This window comes from Mesorhizobium sp. WSM4823 (assembly GCF_055811195.1).
In genome coordinates, this window is sequence record NZ_JBVVQL010000014.1 from 146848 (window position 1) to 164970 (window position 18123).

At 61.6% G+C, this 18123-nt stretch carries 21 protein-coding genes; 6 read left to right on the forward strand and 15 right to left on the reverse strand.

The window, feature by feature from the left end; translation table 11 throughout:
* Position 1 precedes the first annotated feature (1 nt).
* The 5 genes from lepB to AC0L26_RS27085 all read right to left on the reverse strand — a co-directional run bounded on the left by lepB (position 2) and on the right by AC0L26_RS27085 (position 3130).
* The gene (lepB, locus tag AC0L26_RS27065; RefSeq protein ID WP_352928979.1) at positions 2 to 751 is read right to left on the reverse strand and encodes a signal peptidase I; all 750 of its coding nucleotides are present in this window, start codon (positions 749 to 751) and stop codon (positions 2 to 4) included.
* A 77-nt stretch (positions 752 to 828) separates the two neighbouring features.
* A complete protein-coding gene (gene acpS / locus AC0L26_RS27070; RefSeq protein ID WP_473635318.1) occupies positions 829 to 1242 on the reverse strand; it encodes a holo-ACP synthase in 414 nt (137 codons plus the stop codon).
* Complete coding sequence (locus AC0L26_RS27075) at positions 1239 to 1811, reverse strand: DUF2062 domain-containing protein (protein ID WP_473635319.1); 573 nt, start codon at positions 1809 to 1811, stop codon at positions 1239 to 1241. The genes acpS and AC0L26_RS27075 overlap by 4 nt, the downstream gene beginning before the upstream one ends.
* Before the next feature lie 198 nt (positions 1812 to 2009).
* Positions 2010 to 2579 (reverse strand): putative glycolipid-binding domain-containing protein, encoded by a 570-nt coding sequence (locus AC0L26_RS27080; protein ID WP_473635320.1) that lies wholly within the window; start codon positions 2577 to 2579, stop codon positions 2010 to 2012.
* Positions 2576 to 3130, reverse strand: coding sequence for a YkgB family protein (locus AC0L26_RS27085; protein WP_473635321.1), 555 nt, complete (start codon positions 3128 to 3130; stop codon positions 2576 to 2578). Before AC0L26_RS27085 ends, AC0L26_RS27080 begins: the two co-directional genes overlap by 4 nt.
* Before the next feature lie 84 nt (positions 3131 to 3214).
* Here AC0L26_RS27085 and AC0L26_RS27090 point away from each other — a divergent pair, with 84 nt between their 5' ends.
* Positions 3215 to 3718 (forward strand): MarR family winged helix-turn-helix transcriptional regulator, encoded by a 504-nt coding sequence (locus AC0L26_RS27090; protein ID WP_473635337.1) that lies wholly within the window; start codon positions 3215 to 3217, stop codon positions 3716 to 3718.
* Between the two features lie 120 nt (positions 3719 to 3838).
* Here AC0L26_RS27090 and AC0L26_RS27095 read toward each other — a convergent pair whose 3' ends face one another.
* The 4 genes from AC0L26_RS27095 to rpoZ all read right to left on the reverse strand — a co-directional run bounded on the left by AC0L26_RS27095 (position 3839) and on the right by rpoZ (position 7699).
* Positions 3839 to 4219, reverse strand: a complete 381-nt coding sequence (locus tag AC0L26_RS27095) for a VOC family protein (RefSeq protein WP_473635322.1) — start codon at positions 4217 to 4219, stop codon at positions 3839 to 3841.
* Between the two features lie 14 nt (positions 4220 to 4233).
* Positions 4234 to 4812: an orotate phosphoribosyltransferase gene (pyrE, locus tag AC0L26_RS27100; RefSeq protein WP_473635323.1), complete on the reverse strand. Its 579-nt coding sequence runs from the start codon at positions 4810 to 4812 to the stop codon at positions 4234 to 4236.
* Positions 4813 to 4957: 145 nt separating this feature from the next.
* Positions 4958 to 7186 (reverse strand): RelA/SpoT family protein, encoded by a 2229-nt coding sequence (locus AC0L26_RS27105; protein WP_473635324.1) that lies wholly within the window; start codon positions 7184 to 7186, stop codon positions 4958 to 4960.
* A 111-nt stretch (positions 7187 to 7297) separates the two neighbouring features.
* Positions 7298 to 7699, reverse strand: a complete 402-nt coding sequence (gene rpoZ, locus AC0L26_RS27110) for a DNA-directed RNA polymerase subunit omega (RefSeq protein WP_126107177.1) — start codon at positions 7697 to 7699, stop codon at positions 7298 to 7300.
* A gap of 332 nt (positions 7700 to 8031) precedes the next feature.
* On the opposite strand from rpoZ, the gene AC0L26_RS27115 reads away from it, so the two are divergent.
* Both AC0L26_RS27115 and AC0L26_RS27120 read left to right on the forward strand, forming a co-directional pair.
* Entirely contained in the window at positions 8032 to 8613 is a 582-nt protein-coding gene (locus tag AC0L26_RS27115) for a LabA-like NYN domain-containing protein (RefSeq protein ID WP_352928996.1), read from the forward strand.
* Positions 8610 to 9284, forward strand: coding sequence for a uracil-DNA glycosylase (locus AC0L26_RS27120; protein ID WP_473635325.1), 675 nt, complete (start codon positions 8610 to 8612; stop codon positions 9282 to 9284). Before AC0L26_RS27115 ends, AC0L26_RS27120 begins: the two co-directional genes overlap by 4 nt.
* Before the next feature lie 25 nt (positions 9285 to 9309).
* Here AC0L26_RS27120 and AC0L26_RS27125 read toward each other — a convergent pair whose 3' ends face one another.
* Positions 9310 to 10323: a zinc-binding alcohol dehydrogenase family protein gene (locus AC0L26_RS27125; protein ID WP_473635326.1), complete on the reverse strand. Its 1014-nt coding sequence runs from the start codon at positions 10321 to 10323 to the stop codon at positions 9310 to 9312.
* 160 nt (positions 10324 to 10483) lie between these two features.
* Between AC0L26_RS27125 and AC0L26_RS27130 the strand changes: the two genes are divergently transcribed.
* On the forward strand, positions 10484 to 10846 hold the full coding sequence (locus tag AC0L26_RS27130; RefSeq protein WP_352929000.1) for a winged helix-turn-helix transcriptional regulator: 363 nt from the start codon (positions 10484 to 10486) through the stop codon (positions 10844 to 10846).
* A gap of 46 nt (positions 10847 to 10892) precedes the next feature.
* Here AC0L26_RS27130 and AC0L26_RS27135 read toward each other — a convergent pair whose 3' ends face one another.
* The 3 genes from AC0L26_RS27135 to dapA are packed head-to-tail and all read right to left on the reverse strand — an operon-like array spanning position 10893 to position 13039.
* On the reverse strand, positions 10893 to 11636 hold the full coding sequence (locus AC0L26_RS27135; protein ID WP_473635327.1) for a glycoside hydrolase family 25 protein: 744 nt from the start codon (positions 11634 to 11636) through the stop codon (positions 10893 to 10895).
* Positions 11637 to 11652: 16 nt separating this feature from the next.
* Positions 11653 to 12132, reverse strand: coding sequence for an SsrA-binding protein SmpB (gene smpB, locus AC0L26_RS27140; protein WP_023719895.1), 480 nt, complete (start codon positions 12130 to 12132; stop codon positions 11653 to 11655).
* A gap of 25 nt (positions 12133 to 12157) precedes the next feature.
* Positions 12158 to 13039, reverse strand: a complete 882-nt coding sequence (dapA, locus tag AC0L26_RS27145; RefSeq protein ID WP_352929004.1) for a 4-hydroxy-tetrahydrodipicolinate synthase — start codon at positions 13037 to 13039, stop codon at positions 12158 to 12160.
* A gap of 242 nt (positions 13040 to 13281) precedes the next feature.
* Here dapA and AC0L26_RS27150 point away from each other — a divergent pair, with 242 nt between their 5' ends.
* Together AC0L26_RS27150 and AC0L26_RS27155 are read left to right on the forward strand one after the other, a co-directional pair.
* Positions 13282 to 15336 carry a lytic transglycosylase domain-containing protein gene (locus tag AC0L26_RS27150; protein WP_473635328.1) on the forward strand — a complete coding sequence of 685 codons (2055 nt, stop codon included), beginning with the start codon at positions 13282 to 13284 and terminating at the stop codon, positions 15334 to 15336.
* Positions 15337 to 15478: 142 nt separating this feature from the next.
* Entirely contained in the window at positions 15479 to 16363 is an 885-nt protein-coding gene (locus AC0L26_RS27155; protein ID WP_473635329.1) for an alpha/beta fold hydrolase, read from the forward strand.
* A 65-nt stretch (positions 16364 to 16428) separates the two neighbouring features.
* Here the strand turns inward: AC0L26_RS27155 and AC0L26_RS27160 are convergent, their stop codons facing one another.
* A complete protein-coding gene (locus AC0L26_RS27160; protein ID WP_352929010.1) occupies positions 16429 to 17496 on the reverse strand; it encodes a tyrosine-type recombinase/integrase in 1068 nt (355 codons plus the stop codon).
* 240 nt (positions 17497 to 17736) lie between these two features.
* Positions 17737 to 18123: porin (locus AC0L26_RS27165; protein WP_473635330.1), on the reverse strand; the 387-nt coding region annotated here is incomplete at its 5' end.

The window sequence follows — 18123 nt, forward strand, 5'->3', positions numbered from 1 at the left end:
CCTAATTGACGAAATGGAGCAGGCGCGACGGGCGCATCAGCGACGGCCATTTCCAGATTTCGAGCGGGCTGGCGCTGCCGCCGATCGAGAAGAAGATGAGGTTGGCGCGACCGACCAGGTTCTCGTCGGGCACGAAACCGACGGTGAAGCGGCTGTCCGAGGAATTGTCTCTGTTATCCCCCATCATGAAATAGTGGCCGGGCGGCACGTCGAATTCGCGGGTGTTGTCGCCGATCGAGTTCGGCGTTAGGTCGAGCGTGTCATAGCTGACGCCGTTCGGCAAAGTCTCGCGATAGACGTCGACCGGCCCGTTCTCCTCGGTGATGTCGCGATTGTCGATCTGCCCGACCTTCTGGCGTGGCACGCCAACGCCATTGATGAAGAGCTGGCCGTCCCTGACCTGGATCTTGTCCCCCGGCAGGCCAATGACGCGCTTGATATAGTCGACGGATGGGTCCGGCGGGAACTTGAACACCGCCACGTCGCCGCGCTTCGGCTCGGCGCCCCATATGCGGCCCGAAAAGAGATCCGGCCCGAACGGCAGCGAATAGCGGGAGAAGCCATAGGACCATTTGGTGACGAAGAGGTAATCGCCTTCGAGCAAGGTCGGCCGCATCGACCCGGACGGGATAGAGAATGGCTGAAAAAGCAGCGTGCGGATGACCAGAGCGAGCAAAAGCGCCTGGACGATGACGCTGACGGTTTCGCCAAGCCCGCCGGATTTCTTCTGGGATTTTTCAGCCACGCTCATGTCGTCCTCGATTATGCGTTGGTTGGTATAGAGTCTCGGCGCGCGCTGGGCAACGTCATGCCGGTGGTCAGATGCAATCAATATGGCGCTTCTTCGACGGGCAACGCCTCGATGATCACAAAGGCTTGAGCAAGCGGAAAGTCGTCGGTGATGGTGAGGTGGATTGCCGCCCTGTGCCCTTCAGGCAGGATTGCGTCCAGCTGCGCCGCCGCCCCGCCGGTCAGTGCCATGGTCGGCTTGCCGCTGGCCAGGTTGACGACGCCCATGTCGCGCCAGAAAACACCTTGCGCCATGCCGGTGCCCAGCGCCTTGGCGCAGGCCTCCTTGGCGGCGAAGCGCTTGGCATAGGAGGCGGCGCGGGCGCCGCGATTTTCGGAGCGGGCCTGTTCGACTTCGGTGTAGATACGCTGGATGAAGCGCTGGCCGTGGCGCTCCAGCGATTTTTCGATGCGTCTGATATCGATCAGGTCGCTGCCGATACCGATGATCATTCGGCGGGAACTTCCCGTGCGGCCGTTCCAGCTCTGCCTGCCAGGCGCAAGCGTCTTTGTTCGCGGAAGGTGGCCATGCCCCAGCGCGTGATGCCGTAGAACAAAAGGCCGAAGATCAGGCCGAGCGGTACGGCGCCGATGGTCATCGGCTTTAAAACCGGTCCCCACAATTGCGAAAAGGAAAGGTTGTGCAGCATCTCGCCGAGATGCGCGGGCGGCCCATGCGCCGGCAGGTGCTCGTGCAGAACCAGCTTGCCGGTCTCCCACGACGCGCCCCACAGCAACGGGAAGGTCAGCGGGTTGCCGAATGCCGTGCCGAATGCGGCCGCGACCAGATTCCCCGCGATCAGCCAGGACACGGCAAAGGCGATGATGAAGTGAAAGCCGAGCGGAAAGAATGAAGCGAACACGCCAGCCGCGACACCGGCGGCCACAGCATGTGGAGTAGCCTTCAGCCGCAGGATGCGCTTGAAAAAATACCGCAGCGAGCGCGAGAAAGAGCGGCGTGGCCACAGATAGGTACGCACCCGCTCGAGAAAACCATCAGGCTTGCGGCGTCGAAAAAGCACTCTGTTCCAGTTCCCGGTTCACTTCGTCCAGCCATCTCTGGCCAGGGGCTCTGCGGCCACATCTTGCGCTTTGCGGTCACCGAAAGGCAACAACGACTTTGATATAGCGATACACCGGCCACGGAACAACGAAAACGCCGCCGCGGGTCTGCTGCAGGCCGAGATTGCCGACGTCGCAGGCGTCGGTACGTTTCACCACTATAGCCCAGGGCCGGCGTTGCCGGTCTCGAAAACCCAGCCGTCGGGGTAGTCTTGAGCAAAGCCAGCGTCGGGAATGAGCAGCGTGGCACGGTAGGGCACTGTGGGAGCCTCGTAGATGTACTCGGTCTCGCTCACACGATGGTAGGTCTGCGGCAGAACAACCAAACTCGAGGCGCCGGCAACCAGCCAAGCCACCGGAAAATCCGCCTTGTCGCCGACCTTCAGGTCCATTCTGCGGATTTGTTGCAGGTTCGTCGCCGGCGTGAAGCCGTAATCCAGGTCCACCATTGACTGAACCGCCGGCTGCCGCTGCCCATTAACAGTCCAGCCGACCTCGTTGCGGATGATTGTGAGATCAACTGACTGGGAACCGATGAACCCGCGAACGCTGCCGGATTTGGTTGTCCAATCTTCGGCCAGTTGCACAATGTAGTCCAAACGCGCCGGGCCGGCATCTGAGAGGTAGACAGCGGCTCCATTCAAGAGCCAGCCGGGCTCTGCCTGCGATAGCTGCGCGACATCGTGCCCTGGTTCGTCCGTCCTGCGCCAGATAGCGAGTAGACTCATACCCTCACCCCTGGATTTCGTTGTTCATCACTACGATCAACTTCCCGGCCGAGGTCGGAGACGAGTTGCTGAAGGCTTCTCCCCAATATGACCAAGCTCACTCCGAGCAAGGCTACATCCTTGATCAGAAAGGCGCCTAACCCGTTGAGGAAGGGAAACCCTCCAGATCCCGTTTCCCAGATCGGCAAGGTGAGCATTGTCGAGGATGTCAGCGCAAAGGTGATTGAACCGAGGGCGCCCCCCACGACGCCAGCCCAAACGCTGCGGACCGATGCTATCAGCAGAAGCGCTGTGGCCAGTTCGACCACGCCCAAGAAGTAGGAGGCTCCCGCAGATCCGAACGCGGGATAGAGCCATGCCAGCCAAGGCGTATTCTCGACGAACGGCCTAAGCGCCTCGATCTCGATCGCGGTGAATTTCAAGATGCCGATCGACAGCAGAGGGAGCACCACCCCCAAAAGGGTTACCGCGCGACCGACGGCGGTAACGTGATAGGCAGCTTGATTGATGCGCGTCGCGAACGGAGCGTTGGCGGTTGTAGAGGTAATCATGGCCTTCTTCCCTTCGATTTGTATGCTCCAAGCATATAATAATTCGACCTTGATGTATATGCTCCGAGCATATATTTTTTGTTGATGGCTGATTCCAGGATTGAAAATGTGATTGGCGCCTTAGCCCTCGCCTTCGCGGACACGTTGCAGCGGGATGCCCAGGCCAAAGCACCGGAGCCCGGCCCTGCGGCTTCCGCGATCACCCTCATTGGCCACGTACCGGGTCTGTCGATCGAGAGGCTGCGCCGCGCATTGTCGCTATCTCATTCGGGCACCGTTAGATTAGTCGATCGACTGGTGGCGGACGGATTGGCGGCTCGGTTCTCGGCGCCTGACGACCATCGCGCGGTAGCGCTGAGGCTCACTCCGTTGGGGGAGACGACCTGCAGTGCTATTCTTTCTGCTCGTCAGTCGGGGCTCGCGTCAGCGCTCGCCGTTCTGAGTTCGGAGGAGCTGCAGGAATTCGGCAAACTTGCCGCCAAGCTGTTGCGTGGGCTCGTCAGCACCGAGGACCATGCATACCGTATTTGCCGGCTCTGCAACTATACCGCTTGCCTAGACTGCCCTGTGGAAGCGGAACTGTCCTGAGCGGCGGCTTGGCAAAACTAAGCTTCGCCGCATCGGGACGATGGCCTAACCGGTGCGGCAGGCGTGAACACCGTTGGTCGCAGCTTTGCCGATGCACTTCGTTCTCGCCGAAAATATCAATTACCTGCTGTACTCACTGACCTCGACGAGGTTGCCGTCCGGGTCGCGGAAATAGACCGACATCATTGGGCCACGGGCGCCGGTCCGCTCGACCGGCCCGACGTCGATGGCAACGCCCTTGGCCTCGAGACTGGCGCATATTTCGGAGAGCGGGCGGGCGGCGATCAGGCAGAAATCCGCCGAGCCCGGAGTCGGCGCCTTGGCCTTCGGCTCGAAAGTGTGGCCTGCCTCATGCACATTGATCTTCTGCGTTCCGAAAAGCAGCGCCGTCGGCAGGTTCGGTGTGTCGACGCGCTTGAAACCGAGCACGCGCTGATAAAAGGCGCAGGTGTCATCGACGGAGCGAACCGTCAGCACGAAATGGTCGATACCGGCAATCACGGCAGCGCCCTCAGTTATATGTTGCGGCTGCCGGGCTTGATGGCGGGTATGGCGGCGAGCTCGGGCGGAAGCCTGTCGGCTGGGTAGGCCGGAACCTCGTATTCGGCGAGCGCGATCAGCGGCACGCCGACATCGGCCTTGCCGGCCGAGCGGTCGATGATGCAGGCAGCGGCAACGACATCGGCGCCAAGCGCGCGCAGGCAGTCGACGGTCTCGCGGATCGACAGGCCGGTGGTGACGATGTCCTCGACGATGACGACGCGCGAACCCTTGGCGATCTCGAAGCGGCGGAGCCTGAACTCGCCCCCTTCCCGCTCGACCCAGATCGCCGGTGCGCCAAGATGGCGCGAGGTCTCGTAGGCCGGGATCAGTCCGCCGATCGCCGGGCCGACGACATAGTCGATCTTTCCGGACACAGCGGCGCGGATCCTTTCGGCCAGCGCCTTGCACAGGCGCTCGGTCTTGTCGGCATGCATGAACACCCGCGCCTTCTGCAGGAAGACCGGGCTTCGCAAGCCCGACGTCAGGATGAAATGCCCTTCGAGAACGGCACCGGCTTCACGGAAAATGCCCAGCACTTCGTCGGTGTTCATTGCTCGCTCCATGTCCATGGTGAATGGTGAATGGTGAATGGGTGAGTAGTGAGTAGTGAGTAGTGAGTAGTAGTGAGAGCACCCTTCTTTCACTATTCACTATTCACTATTCACTATTCACTATTCACTATTCACTATTCACTATTCACCCATTCACGCGCCGCGCATCGCTGACGCTTGAATTGTCCTTGAGCTGCGACAGCAGCCGGTTCAGGTGCTTCAGATCCCAGACTTCGAGATCGATCAGCATTTCGGTGAAATCGGGTGCGGTGCGCACCATCGACAATGTATGGATGTTGGCATCGTTGGACGCAACGACCTGCGCGATGTCGGCCAGCGAGCCCGGCGCGTTGATGGCGGTGACCGAGACGCGCGCCGGAAAGCGCTCCTTGGTGCGCTCGTCTATGTCCCAGCGCACGTCGATCCAGCGCTCAGGCTGGTCGTCGAAAGCCTGCAGCGCCGGCGACTGGATCGGATAGATGGTGATGCCGGTTCCCGGCTGCACGATGCCGACGATACGGTCGCCGGGCACGGCACCTTCCGGCGCGAAACGCACCGGCAGGTCGCCGCGCACGCCGCGGATCGGCACGGCGCCGTCCTTTGGCTGGTCCTTGTCCTTGCGCGCTGCACGGCCCGGAATCTGGAACAGCATGCCGGCGGCATTGCGGATTTTCGACCAGCCCTCCTCGCGCTGCTTGGGCGCCGCCAGCGTGACGCGCTCGTCCTTGTAGTCGGGAAAGACCGCCTTCATGACATCGGTGGAGGCAAGTTCGCCGCGGCCGACCGAGGCCAGCACATCCTCGATGTCCTTGCGCGCCAGCCGGTGCAGCACCGACTTCAGGCTTTCCTTGGTGAAGGTCTTGCCTGACCGCTCGAAGGCGCGTTCCAGAATGCGGATGCCGAGACCCGAATACTGCTTGCGGATGGCATTCTTGGTGGCGCGGCGGATCGCCGAGCGCGCCTTACCGGTGACGACGACCGATTCCCACGCCGCCGGCGGCACCTGCGCCTTGGATCGGATGATCTCGACTTCATCGCCGTTCTTCAGCTCGGTCATCAGCGGCATGATGCGGCCGTTGACCTTGGCGCCAACGCAGGTGTCGCCGACATCGGTGTGCACGGCGTAGGCGAAATCGATCGGCGTGGCGCCGCGCGGCAGCGCGATCAGCATGCCCTTGGGCGTGAAGCAGAATACCTGGTCCTGGAACAGTTCCAGCTTGGTGTTTTCGAGGAAGTCTTCGGGATTGTCGCCCTCGGCAAGCTGCTCGATGGTGCGCCGCAACCAGGCATAGGCGTTGGTCTCCTTCGAGATCGCATGGGCAGTGCCGTTCACCTTGCCGCCGCTGTCCTTGTAGATCGAATGTGCGGCAACGCCATATTCGGCAATCTTGTTCATCTGGTAGGTGCGGATCTGCAGCTCGACCCGTTGGCGCGACGGTCCGACGATGGTGGTGTGGATCGAACGGTAGTCGTTCTGCTTCGGCGTCGAGATGTAGTCCTTGAAGCGGCCGGGCACCATCGACCATGTCGTGTGGATGGCGCCGAGCGCCCGGTAGCAGTCCTCGACGGTATCGACGACGACGCGAAAGCCGAAAATGTCAGACAACTGCTCGAAGGACAGCGCCTTGGCCTCCATCTTGCGGAACACCGACCACGGCTTCTTCTGGCGGCTCTTGACCTCGGCCTTGATCGCATATTTCTCGAACAGCGTGGACAGCGCCTTCTCAATCTCGGACAGCACGCCCTTGTTGCGCTCGAAGATTTCGGCGAGCCTGGCTGTGACGGCGCGGTAGGCTTCCGGATTGATGAAGCGGAAGGCGATCTCCTCGAGCTCCTCGCGCATGCCTTGCATGCCCATACGCCCGGCCAGCGGCGCATAGATGTCCATCGTTTCCTCAGCGATGCGCAGGCGCTTGGCCTCCGGCACATGGTCGAGGGTGCGCATGTTGTGCAAGCGGTCAGCGAGCTTGACCAGAAGCACGCGAACGTCTTCCGAGATCGCCAGCAAGAGCTTGCGCAGGTTTTCCGCCTGCTCAGCTTTCTTGGAGACGAGGTCGAGTTTCTTCAGCTTGGTCAGGCCTTCGACCAGCTTGCCCATTTCCGGACCGAACAGCTCGTCGATCTCGGCCCTGGTCGCCGTAGTGTCCTCGATCGTGTCGTGCAGCAGGGCAACCGCGATGGTCGCCTCGTCCATGTGCATTTCCGTGAGGATGGCGGCGACTTCGAGCGGATGCGAGAAATAGGGATCGCCGGAGGCGCGCTTCTGATGGCCATGCTTCTGCATGGCGTAGACATAGGCCTTGTTGAGCAGCGCCTCGTTGACGTCAGGCTTGTAGCGCTGGACGCGCTCGACAAGCTCATACTGACGCATCATGGGCGGAATCTCGCAAGGCTGAAATGAATCATGCGCCGCACTGGCGTACGGCGCATGTCATAGATAACCACGAAACCGCCGACGCGAAAGTGTCGGCAGTCGTTGCGAAGATTAATAATCGTCGCTTTTTTCCGGCGGTACCAGCCCTTCGATGCCGGCCAGGAGGTCTTCCTCGGTCATGCGGTCGAAGGTGATGTTGTCCTCGGTGTCGTCGGCATCGGTTGCCGCGACAGCGGTACCGGTCTGGTCGGCGATCGCTTCGCCGTCGGCTTCCGGCTCATCGACCTCGACATGCTTCTGCAGCGAGTGGATCAGGTCTTCCTTGAGATCGTCGGGCGACAGCGTCTCCTCGGCGATCTCGCGCAGCGCGATGACCGGATTCTTGTCGTTGTCGCGAGGGACGGTGATTTGCGCGCCCTGGCTGATCTGACGGGCACGATGGCCGGCCAGAAGCACGAGCTCGAAGCGGTTATCGACCTTGTCGATGCAATCTTCAACGGTTACGCGGGCCATGAGCTGCCCCTTTCATGCCTGGATTTAATGGAAAACAGGCGCGGTCCATAACCTGAACGCCGCCAAAATACAAGCTTTTTGGCGATACCGGTCCGCGGCCAGGGGCGCTGCCAGTTCGGGGGCAAGCCCCGGGCCGCCCGAGGCGGGGTCTGGGCGCGCGCCGCCTGCGACGATACGGCACCGATCACAATTGCTTGCTATGCAGCATCATACCCTTGGATTGCCGTAAAACCGGCGTTATCTCGAATGACTGAGGTCAGTGGGTTATTTCAAGCCGACCGATAGTCACGCGCATTTAGACGGCCGCTTATTTTCGAAAAGGAATATTTTCCATGTTCGACCCTCGTGAAAAAATCGCTCTTTTCATCGATGGTGCCAATCTTTACGCCACGTCGCGAGCGCTCGGTTTCGATATCGACTACCGCAGGCTTTTGTCGAGCTTCCAGAAACGCGGTTACCTGCTGCGCGCTTACTATTACACCGCGCTGGTCGAAGATCAGGAATACTCCTCGATCCGGCCGCTGATCGACTGGCTCGACTATAACGGCTTCAAGGTGGTGACCAAGCCGGCCAAGGAGTTCACCGACTCGACCGGCCGCCGCAAGATCAAGGGCAACATGGACATCGAGTTGACCGTCGATGCGTTGGAACTCGCCGACGTCGTCGACCACTATGTCATCTTTTCCGGCGACGGCGATTTCCGCACGCTGGTCGAAGCACTGCAGCGGCGCGGTCGCAAGGTTTCGATCGTCTCGACCATGGCTTCGCAGCCGCCGATGATCTCCGACGATCTGCGCCGCCAGGCCGATCATTTCATCGACTTGATGACGCTGAAGAGCGAGGTCGGCCGCGATCCGTCGGAGCGGCCGGTGCGTCGGCCCGAGCCTGCCGAAGCCGATGAGGACGACTATTGACGGCGGTCTTGACCGCGCCGTCGGTCGCCTCCCCCGAGCCCGATCGCGACTGCCCGCTCTGCCCGCGGCTGCATGATTTTATCGCGCAATGGCGGCAGCGAGAGCCGTCCTGGTTCAATGCACCGGTGCCGACCTTCCTGCCGCCCGAGGGCGAGGATGCGGTGGGGCTGCTGATCGTCGGACTGGCGCCGGGCCTGCGCGGCGCAAACCGCACCGGACGCCCCTTCACCGGCGACTATGCCGGCGACCTGCTCTACAACACGCTGATCGCACATGGCTTTGCCCGCGGCCAATTCAAGGCGCGGCCCGATGACGGGCTGGAGCTTGTCGGCACGGCGATAACCAATGCGGTTCGCTGCGTGCCGCCGGAGAACAAGCCGGTCGGCGCCGAGATTGCCACCTGCCGGACGTTCCTGGTGCCGACGATCGCGCGGTTTAAGAACCTGCGCGCCGTGCTGGCGCTGGGCTCGATCGCGCACCAGTCGACCGTGCGGGCGCTGGGTGGGCGTGTTGCCGCTTATCCTTTCCGCCACGGCGGACGGCAGCAAACCAACGGCATCACCCTGTTTTCCAGCTATCACTGCTCGCGCTACAACACCAACACCGGCGTGCTGACGGAAGCGATGTTCGTCAACGTGTTCAGTGAGATAGCAGCGTTTTTGCAGAAATAGAGCCGGACGGCCGTCGTCAGCCTGGCTAAAAGCCCTCCAGGACAATCTTGCCCTTGGCCTTGCCGCTTTCGATCAATGCATGGGCGCGCTTCAAGTTGGCGGCATTGATGCGGCCGCCAGTCTCGCCAAGCGTCGTGCGGATCGTACCAGTGTCGACGAGCCCGGCCAATTCGTTCAGATGTTCGCCTTGCGCCGCCATGTCCGCCGTCTCGAACATCGAGCGGGTAAACATGAACTCCCAGTGTACCGAGACGCTCTTGCGCTTGAATGGGTTGATGTCGACCGACTTCGGATCGTCGATAACCGCGAAACGTCCTTGCGGTGCGATCAACTCGGCGATCTCGGCCAGATGCTGATCCGTGTTCGTCGTCGAAAACACGAAGCTGGGGGCGCCGATGCCAAGTGCCGCGACTTCGGCGGCCAGCGGCCTGGAGTGATCGACGACGTGGTGGGCGCCGAGCCCGCGCGCCCAGTCCCGTGTTTCGGGCCTCGACGCGGTGGCAATCACCGTCAGCCCGGTCAGCTGTCTGGCAAGCTGCACTGCGATGGACCCGACGCCGCCAGCGCCGCCAATGATCAGGATGGCGGGTGCCGCTCCCGCGACAGGCTTTCTGACCTCGAGACGATCGAACAGGGTCTCCCAGGCGGTAATCGCCGTCAGCGGCAGCGCCGCCGCTTCAGCATAGCCGAGGGAGGTTGGCTTGCGGCCGACGAGCCGCTCGTCGACGAGATGGAATTCGGCGTTGGTGCCTTGCGGCGCAAAAGCGCCTGCATAAAAGACATCGTCGCCGGGCCTGAACAGGCTCGTATTCGCGCCGGTCGCGACGACGCGGCCGGCGGCATCCCAGCCGAGCACCCGCCATTGGCCGGTTTCGGGAGCGGAACTGCGCCGCACCTTGGTATCGACCGGGTTGACCGAGATCGCCTTCACCTCGACCAGTAGGTCGCGGCCTTTGGGCTCGGGCTTCGGCAGTTCGATATCGACGAGGGAGGCCTCATCGGTGATGGGGGCTGGGATTTGATAACCGATGGCGCGCATCTTCATCTCCATGATCGCTGTTGTGCATCTTTTTGTTTGACCATGACCTTTTCCGAAAACCGGGTTCCACTTTTCAGGATCATGGTCTAGACATGCTGTCTACGATCACTGTGCGCAAGAATGCACATATAAAGCACATAGTATCGAAAAGGATACCGTTATGCCGCGTATTCGCCACGAGCGATTTGATTGCAGCCCCGGCTGCACCGTGGAGGGGACGCTCCGCTACATCGACGGAAAGTGGAAAGGCGTCGTGCTCTACCATCTGTTCGAGGGCACGCTGCGCTTCAACGAGATTCGCCGGCGGATACCGAACTGCACGCAGCGTATGTTGACCAACCAGCTCCGCGAGCTGGAGGCTGATGAGCTGATTGCGCGCAAGGTCTACCCGCAGGTGCCGCCGAAGGTGGAATACAGCCTGACGCCGCGCGGCAGGAGCCTGGAACCGGTGATCACCGCCCTGAAGACCTGGGGCGATGCGAATGTTGCCCTCAGCCCGCAGACATCGCAGGCGGCGGCGTAAGAGAGACCGAGAAGCGCCTCGCCAGTGGCGATATTCCTGAGTCCGTTCAGGGTGTTCGCGGGTTTTCTGAAGGCATGGATTCAGGTGGCGCTGCGGACAGTGTCGTCAGCGTTTCCTGCCTGCCCTGAAGGACATTCAGATCGACATCGCCGGTGATGCCGTCGACGCGACCCTTGTCGTGGTATTGCCAATAGATCCAGTCGTCATGACCTGGCCACAGCGCCAGCGAACGAACCCAGTGCGGGCGGCCGGCGATCTGGCCGGCATAGACCCGCGCAGCCTCGTCGGTCACGTAGAGGATCGCCGTCTTGCCGAAGGCTGCCTCGACGGGGCGCAGGAAAGCCGAGAGTTCGGCATGCAATTCTTCGGGCGATGGCCGCCGCGGGCAATTGCCGACGAATTCGATATCCACCACCGGCGGCAGCAGCGATTGATCGCGCGGCACGACGGAGATGAAATTGCGCGCCTGATCGGCGCCAGGCCTGCAGAAGGTGAAGAAATGATAGGCACCGACCGCCAGGCCGGCCGCGCGGGCTTCCCGCAGATTGGTGGCAAAAGCATCATCGACATGATCGCCGCCCTCGGTCGCCTTGATGACGGCGAAGGCGACATCGTCGGCGGCGACACGGCGCCAGTCGATCTGCCGCTGGTGATGGGAAACGTCGATACCTCTGACCGGATATTTGCTGCGGTCCGGAGAAAACGGCTGGAAGTAGAAATAGCCGGCCGCGACGAGCAGGCATGCCAGGATCAGGCTGGCCGCCCCCCACAGCACGATCGGCTTCTTCAAAAGGGTGGTTCCCAGCCTACCCACGCTCCTTCAGCAGCCGGCCCTTCTCGCGCGACCAGTCGCGCTGCTTTTCGGTCTCGCGCTTGTCGTGCAATTTCTTGCCGCGGCCAACGGCGAGCAGCACCTTCGCCCGGCCCTGGTCGTTGAAATAGATTTTTAGCGGCACCAGCGTCATGCCTTCGCGATCGACGCTCTGCGACAGCTTGGCCATCTCGCGCTTGTTGAGCAGGAGTTTGCGGCGGCGGCGCGGCTCATGGTTGAAGCGGTTGGCCTGCAGATATTCCGGCAGATAGGAGTTGATCAGCCAGATCTCGCCGCCCTCGACCGAGGCGTAACTGTCCTGGATGTTGGCCTGGCCCTGACGCAGCGACTTCACCTCGGTGCCGGTCAGCACCAGGCCGGCCTCGATCGTGTCGAGCACCTCATAGGAAAACCGCGCCTTGCGGTTTTCCGCAACGGTCTTGTTGTTGGGATCGGCTTTTCTGACTTGATTCATGATGCGGAGAGGTGGCGCCTCATCCCTAATTAATCAAGCCGGCGTGCTTCATCGCCGCATCGATCTTTTCGGCGGTCGACTGCTCGACCGTCATCAGCGGCGAACGCAGCACGTTCTCGACCTTGCCGAGCTTCGACAGCGCATATTTGGCGCCGGACACGCCGGGTTCAATGAAAATCGCCTTGTGCAGCGGCAGCAGGCGGTCCTGCAACTCCAACGCTTTGGCGTTGTCGCCGGAAAGCGTCGCCTCCTGGAATTCGGCGCACAGCCGCGGCGCGACATTCGACGTCACCGAGATGCAGCCGACGCCGCCATGGGCGTTGAAGCCGAGCGCCGAGGCGTCTTCGCCGGAAAGCTGGATGAAATCCTTGCCGCAGGTGGCGCGTTGCTCGGACACGCGCTCAACCTTCCCAGTGGCATCCTTGACGCCGACGATGTTCTTGAAGTCGTGCGCCAGCTGGCCCATCGTCTCGGGCATCATGTCGATCACCGAGCGCGGCGGAATGTTGTAGATGATGATCGGCAGGCTAGTCGCCTTGGCAACCGCGGCGAAATGCGCATAGAGCCCGCGCTGCGTCGGCCTGTTATAGTAGGGCGTGACGACGAGTGCCGCGTCGGCGCCCGCCTTCTCGGCATATTGCACCAGGCCGACCGCCTCTTCGGTGTTGTTGGAGCCGGCGCCGGCGACGACCGGAGCACGGCCCTTGGCCACTTCGATGCAGATCTTGACGACGTGGCGGTGCTCGTCATGCGACAACGTTGGCGACTCGCCTGTCGTGCCGACCGGAACGAGGCCCGTCGTGCCTTCGGCGAGTTGCCAGGCAACAAGGGCGCGAAAGGCTTTCTCGTCGAAACGGCCGCTCTTTTCGAACGGTGTTACGAGCGCGGTAAGCGAGCCTCTCAGCATATCGTCCAACTCCTTGGGACTTCTCTGATTCTGGGTATTTCTTGTCGCGCGCCTTCTAGCCGAAAGCGAAGCGGCGCACCATAGTCTCGACACCGTTGCGCGGCAAGCATGGCAGTAGTGCCAGCAAGCGCAATTTAAACGACCTTGATTACCCTTTGTTTACCGGCTCTTCATAGCAGCCGACTAGGCTTCAGTTGATCCGTGCCTGTTGGTTATGTGCAAGACAGGAAATGATGACGATCATGCCGACCAGGCAGCCTCATTTTGTCGCGCTGTTCGGCGCAATCCTCCTGATGACGCCGAGCGTGGCGGCCACCGGCAACGTCGATGCGCAGGTCACGTCGGCCATTCCGATGCCAAGCCTGCAGGATACCGGCCTGCAGAATAAGGGCCTGCCGAATACGCGATCTCCATCCGCCAGCGTCGCCAGGCTGAAGAGCGGCCTCGATGCGCTGGCGGCAAACGACATTGCCGGTGCGCGAAAAGTGCGCGAGACCCTGCCGGTCAATTCGCTCGACCAGCATATCCTTGCCTGGGCGATTGCCCTCTATGGCGGCGACAAGGCGCCAAGCGGCGAGATCGCCGATGCTGCGAAAATGCTGCCGAACTGGCCGGGCACGATCGCCTTGCGCAAGAACAGCGAGCGCGCGCTATACCGCGAGAACCCCGCGCCTGAGATCGTGGTGCAGGCATTCGGCGGCAGCCAGCCGCAAACGGTCGAAGGCGTCGTGATCCTGGCCCGCTCCTATGTGTTGCGGGGCAACGTCAAGGCGGCGCGCTCGGTGCTGTCGCCGTTCTGGCGCACCGAAAAACTGGAAGCCAAGGACGAAGCCGACATCATCCAGGAATTCGGCAAGCTGATCCCCGTAGCCGACCACCGTTTCCGCATGGAGCGGATGTTCTATGCCAACCGGGTCAATTCCGCGCTGCGTGTCGCCGGCCTTGCCGGCGCCCAGCAACTGGCGGACGCCTGGGCGGCGGCGGACAGGGGCGACAAGAACGCGGCGAAACTGCTGAAGGCGGTGCCCGCCGCGCAGCGTTCGGCCGGCTTTGTCTTCGCGCAAGCCGAATATCTGCGTAAGCAGGAGAAGTTTTCCGCCGCCGCCGCAATGATGATGACGGCGCCAAGCGATCGCAATGCGCTGGTCGATCCGGATGCCTGGTGGGCCGAGCGCCGAGTATTGTCGCGCGAACTGGTCGACCAGGGCGACATGAAGACCGCCTACAGGATCGTCGCAGCACATGCCGCCGAAAGTGCTGCCAACGCGGCGGATGCAGAGTTCCATGCCGGCTGGTATGCGCTGCGCGGTCTCAACGACCCCAACATCGCTGCCAAGCATTTCGCGCGGATCGCCGATCTCACCCAGGGGCCGATATCGCTGTCGCGCGCCTATTACTGGCTCGGTCGTGCGGCCGAAGCCGGTGGTCCCGGCAATGCGAAGGATCATTTCACCCGTGCCGCCGCCTACGGCACGACCTTCTACGGCCAGCTTGCCGGTGAGCGCGTCGGACGGCAGGTGCTCAACATGACCTATCCCTCGCCTGATGCCGCCGACCGCCGGAATTTCGCCAACCGCGAGGCGGTCAGCGCCATCAAGCGACTGCAGGAGGCGGGCTATGACCGCTACGCCGACACGCTTTATCGCGACCTTGCCGGCCAATTGACCAGCCCTGGGGAACTGGCGCTGCTGGCCGTGATGGCCGAAAAGCAGGGCAATCATTTCATGGCGCTGAAAGTCGGCAAGATCGCCGGCGCACGCGGCATCGATGTCGGCGCGCTGTCGCATCCGCTCGGCGTCATTCCCGACACCGCCAACATTTCCGGCTCGGGCAAGGCGCTGGCTTACGCGATCGCCCGCCAGGAAAGCGAGTTCAACATCGGCGCCGTCTCCAGCGCCGGCGCGCGCGGCCTGCTGCAGCTGATGCCTGATACCGCCAGGCAATTGGCGAAGAAAGCCGGAATGACCTTCTCGCAGGCGCGGCTGACCACTGACGCCGGCTACAATGCGACGCTGGGCGCCGCCTTCCTTGGCGAGCAGCTCGGCCGCTTCGACGGCTCCTACGTGCTGACCTTCGCCGGCTACAATGCCGGCCCCAACCGCGCCACCCAGTGGGTGGCAAAATACGGCGACCCGCGCGGCAAGGACATCGACGCCGTCGTCGACTGGATCGAGCGGATTCCCTACACGGAAACAAGAAGTTACGTTCAGCGCGTGATGGAGAATTATGAGGTCTACAAGATGCGTATTTCGGGGAAGTACGACATTGCCGGAGATCTGGTGAACGGGCGGAGTTGAACCGAGGAAAGGCAGATTAGGCCAGAGGCTGGCGATCCTTCGCATCCTCCTCTGCCCTGCCGACGACGAAGTCGATTTGACCACCCCGCCCCTCGCCTGTAGCAGTCGGGAGGATCCGGCAACGGCGAGGAATCGAGTCCAAATGTCGAGCGGTTTTTCCGACTTTGTCTACGCCTCGCCGGACGGGCTGAAACTCCACGCCCGTATCTACGGCGAAGCGAACTCCGGCCACTGGCCGGTCGTCTGCCTGCCCGGCCTCACCCGCAATAGCCGCGACTTTCATGAGCTGGCACTGCACCTGTCGCGACGGGCGGAAAGACCGCGAAAAATCATCGCCTTCGACTATCGCGGGCGCGGGCAATCCGCCTACGACCCCGATATCACCCACTACACTGTCGGCGTCGAAACCGGTGATATCCTCGCCGGGCTGGCGGCGCTTGCCATCGAAGAGGCCGCGTTCATCGGCACGTCGCGCGGCGGGCTGATCATCCATGTGCTCGGCGCGATGCGGCCATCCGTGCTGAAAGCCATCGTTCTCAACGACATCGGCCCGGTGGTCGAGGCCGCCGGTCTCGCCCATATCCGCTCCTATCTCGAGCCCGCGCCAAAGCCGAAAACGCACGCTGAGACGATCAGTGCCCTGCGCGGCGCGCATGGCAGCGACTTTCCAGCCCTGACCGGGGCGGATTGGGAGCGGATGGTATCGGCCCTCTACCGGGAGACGGATGAAGGGCTGGTGCCGGATTTCGACCCGAGGCTGGTCGACACGCTGGCCGGACTCGATCTGACCCAGCCGTTGCCGGTACTGTGGCCGCAGTTCGAAGCGCTGACGGCTATACCCTTGCTCGCCATACGTGGCGCCAATTCGAAGCTGCTATCCATCGAGACGCTCGAACAGATGCGAAAGCGTCATCGCCATATCGAGACGATCACGGTCGAAGGCCAAGGCCATGCGCCTTTCCTCGAGACCGGCGCCCTGCCTGGTGCTATTGCCGCTTTTTTGAATCAGGCAGAGCTCAAGTCCTGATAAAGTAAACCCCAAGACCTGATCAGTCCCGGGGTAGTTATAATAGTATAGGAAATGGCCTTGGCTTATTTGGCTTTCGAGCTTTTCCGCGGTGCCTTTGCGGCTGCAGGCTCCGCCTTATGCTCGCTCGGCGATGCGGAAGGCGCCGTCAGTGGGGACGAAAACACAGAGCTTTCGGCGCTTCCAGCCGTCCCGCCGCGAGGCGTTTCCAGCACGGTGACGCAGCCGTCGAGGTCATTGGTGGCGAGATGCGCGTAACGCATGGTCATCGAAAGCGTCTGGTGACCGAGCCACATCTGCACGCGCCTGATATCTATGCCGCCCTGGACAAGCCGCGAGGCGCAGGTGTGGCGCAGAATGTGCGGCACAACCTGATCGTCGGCGGCAAGACCGATTTCGGCTTTCGCATCGTTCCAGATGGCGCGAAACTGCGCCTGGCTGAGCTTGGTGAACGGGCCCTTGGGCCGGCGGCCCTCGGTGGCCGGCAGCTTGATCACCTCTTTTACCCGCTCGGTCATCGGAATGGTGCGGCTGCGGCCGGATTTGGTGATCCAGAAGCTGACGCGATGCTCCTGGATATCATTCCAGATCAGGCCGAGCGCCTCGCCGAGGCGGCATCCGGTGTCGACTAGAAAAACGGAGAGCCGGTAGGCATCCTCGCTGCGGCTCTTGATGGCGGCGAACAGCCGTGCCTCCTCGTCCCTCTCCAGGAAACGAATCCGTCCCGCCCGCTCCTTCTGGCGGCGGAACTCGGGCAGGCTGTGGATATCCCCCATCTTATGAGCCTTGCGCAGCAGTTTGCTGAGAGCAGCCATCTTCCGATTGATGGTTGCGTTGCTGTTGCCGCGCTGGCGCAAGGTGCCGATAAGGTTATCCAGGGTACTCTGGTCAAAGGCGCTGAAACGCTCTCCGAGGAGAATCTCGTCTATTTCGCCGATGAAAGAGCTGACATTGTATTTATGCCGCCCATCATCCCAAAGTATATCCCGGTATGCTGAAAATAGTTCTCCGATCCTGAACGACTTTACTTCTCTTATCTTGTTGTAACTGTATTTTATCTTGGAAATCTGAGAAGAAAAAACCGAAAAATGATCAGAGAGGTCATCCTCTTGAATCGTTTCGTTCGTCATCATTCGCCACACCCCCAGGGTGGATAGGATCAGACCTATCCGCTTGGAAGCGCCCTTTCAAGAGTTTTGAATCACGCGATCGTGATTTCATCCGCCATCAACGGATCCCACGAAATCATCCCACGGACTCTATTCAGCTACCGATTTCCCCCTGTTCCTTCTGTTTGCCTTGATCCAGTCACGAAACAGAACAGCCCGGGCGTTGAAGCGCCCGGGCTGGATTTCACCTGTTAGAACCAGCCCTTAGAACGAGCGCTGGAAGCGGAGCTGGCCGCCAAAGTTGTCATCATCGTCGGCACCGGTCCAGTTGGAGACGGTATCATCACCAACGCCGAGGTAGGAGGCTTCCGCCGTGATCGTCAGGCCGGGGACGATGTCATAGGCGATGTTCGCCACGACGCCGAGGTTTTCGCCTTCGTCATACGAGATCTGGGCGTTGAACGAGGTCTTCTCGTTGATGGTGTAGGTACCACCGCCCCAGAGTGCCCAGTTGCCGCTCCACAGCTTGTACATGCCGCGACCGCCAGCCGGGAATGCCCAGGTGGGGTCCGTGTAGTTGTCGTCGGTGCCGTAGCCAGCCATGATGAACAGCGACAGGTTCTCCATCGGCGTGATGTCGAGGCGAACCTT

Coding starts and splice junctions, on each gene's coding strand:
- pyrE (WP_473635323.1), bottom strand. CDS start 4,812: ATGAACACCGACGAAGTGCTGGGCATTTTCCGTGAAGCCGGTGCCGTT.
- lepB (WP_352928979.1), bottom strand. CDS start 751: ATGAGCGTGGCTGAAAAATCCCAGAAGAAATCCGGCGGGCTTGGCGAA.
- AC0L26_RS27150 (WP_473635328.1), top strand. CDS start 13,282: ATGCCGACCAGGCAGCCTCATTTTGTCGCGCTGTTCGGCGCAATCCTC.
- AC0L26_RS27080 (WP_473635320.1), bottom strand. CDS start 2,579: ATGAGTCTACTCGCTATCTGGCGCAGGACGGACGAACCAGGGCACGAT.
- AC0L26_RS27125 (WP_473635326.1), bottom strand. CDS start 10,323: ATGCGCGCCATCGGTTATCAAATCCCAGCCCCCATCACCGATGAGGCC.
- AC0L26_RS27160 (WP_352929010.1), bottom strand. CDS start 17,496: ATGATGACGAACGAAACGATTCAAGAGGATGACCTCTCTGATCATTTT.
- AC0L26_RS27130 (WP_352929000.1), top strand. CDS start 10,484: ATGCCGCGTATTCGCCACGAGCGATTTGATTGCAGCCCCGGCTGCACC.
- AC0L26_RS27155 (WP_473635329.1), top strand. CDS start 15,479: ATGTCGAGCGGTTTTTCCGACTTTGTCTACGCCTCGCCGGACGGGCTG.
- smpB (WP_023719895.1), bottom strand. CDS start 12,132: ATGAATCAAGTCAGAAAAGCCGATCCCAACAACAAGACCGTTGCGGAA.
- dapA (WP_352929004.1), bottom strand. CDS start 13,039: ATGCTGAGAGGCTCGCTTACCGCGCTCGTAACACCGTTCGAAAAGAGC.
- AC0L26_RS27085 (WP_473635321.1), bottom strand. CDS start 3,130: ATGATTACCTCTACAACCGCCAACGCTCCGTTCGCGACGCGCATCAAT.
- AC0L26_RS27090 (WP_473635337.1), top strand. CDS start 3,215: ATGGCTGATTCCAGGATTGAAAATGTGATTGGCGCCTTAGCCCTCGCC.
- rpoZ (WP_126107177.1), bottom strand. CDS start 7,699: ATGGCCCGCGTAACCGTTGAAGATTGCATCGACAAGGTCGATAACCGC.
- AC0L26_RS27115 (WP_352928996.1), top strand. CDS start 8,032: ATGTTCGACCCTCGTGAAAAAATCGCTCTTTTCATCGATGGTGCCAAT.
- acpS (WP_473635318.1), bottom strand. CDS start 1,242: ATGATCATCGGTATCGGCAGCGACCTGATCGATATCAGACGCATCGAA.
- AC0L26_RS27105 (WP_473635324.1), bottom strand. CDS start 7,186: ATGATGCGTCAGTATGAGCTTGTCGAGCGCGTCCAGCGCTACAAGCCT.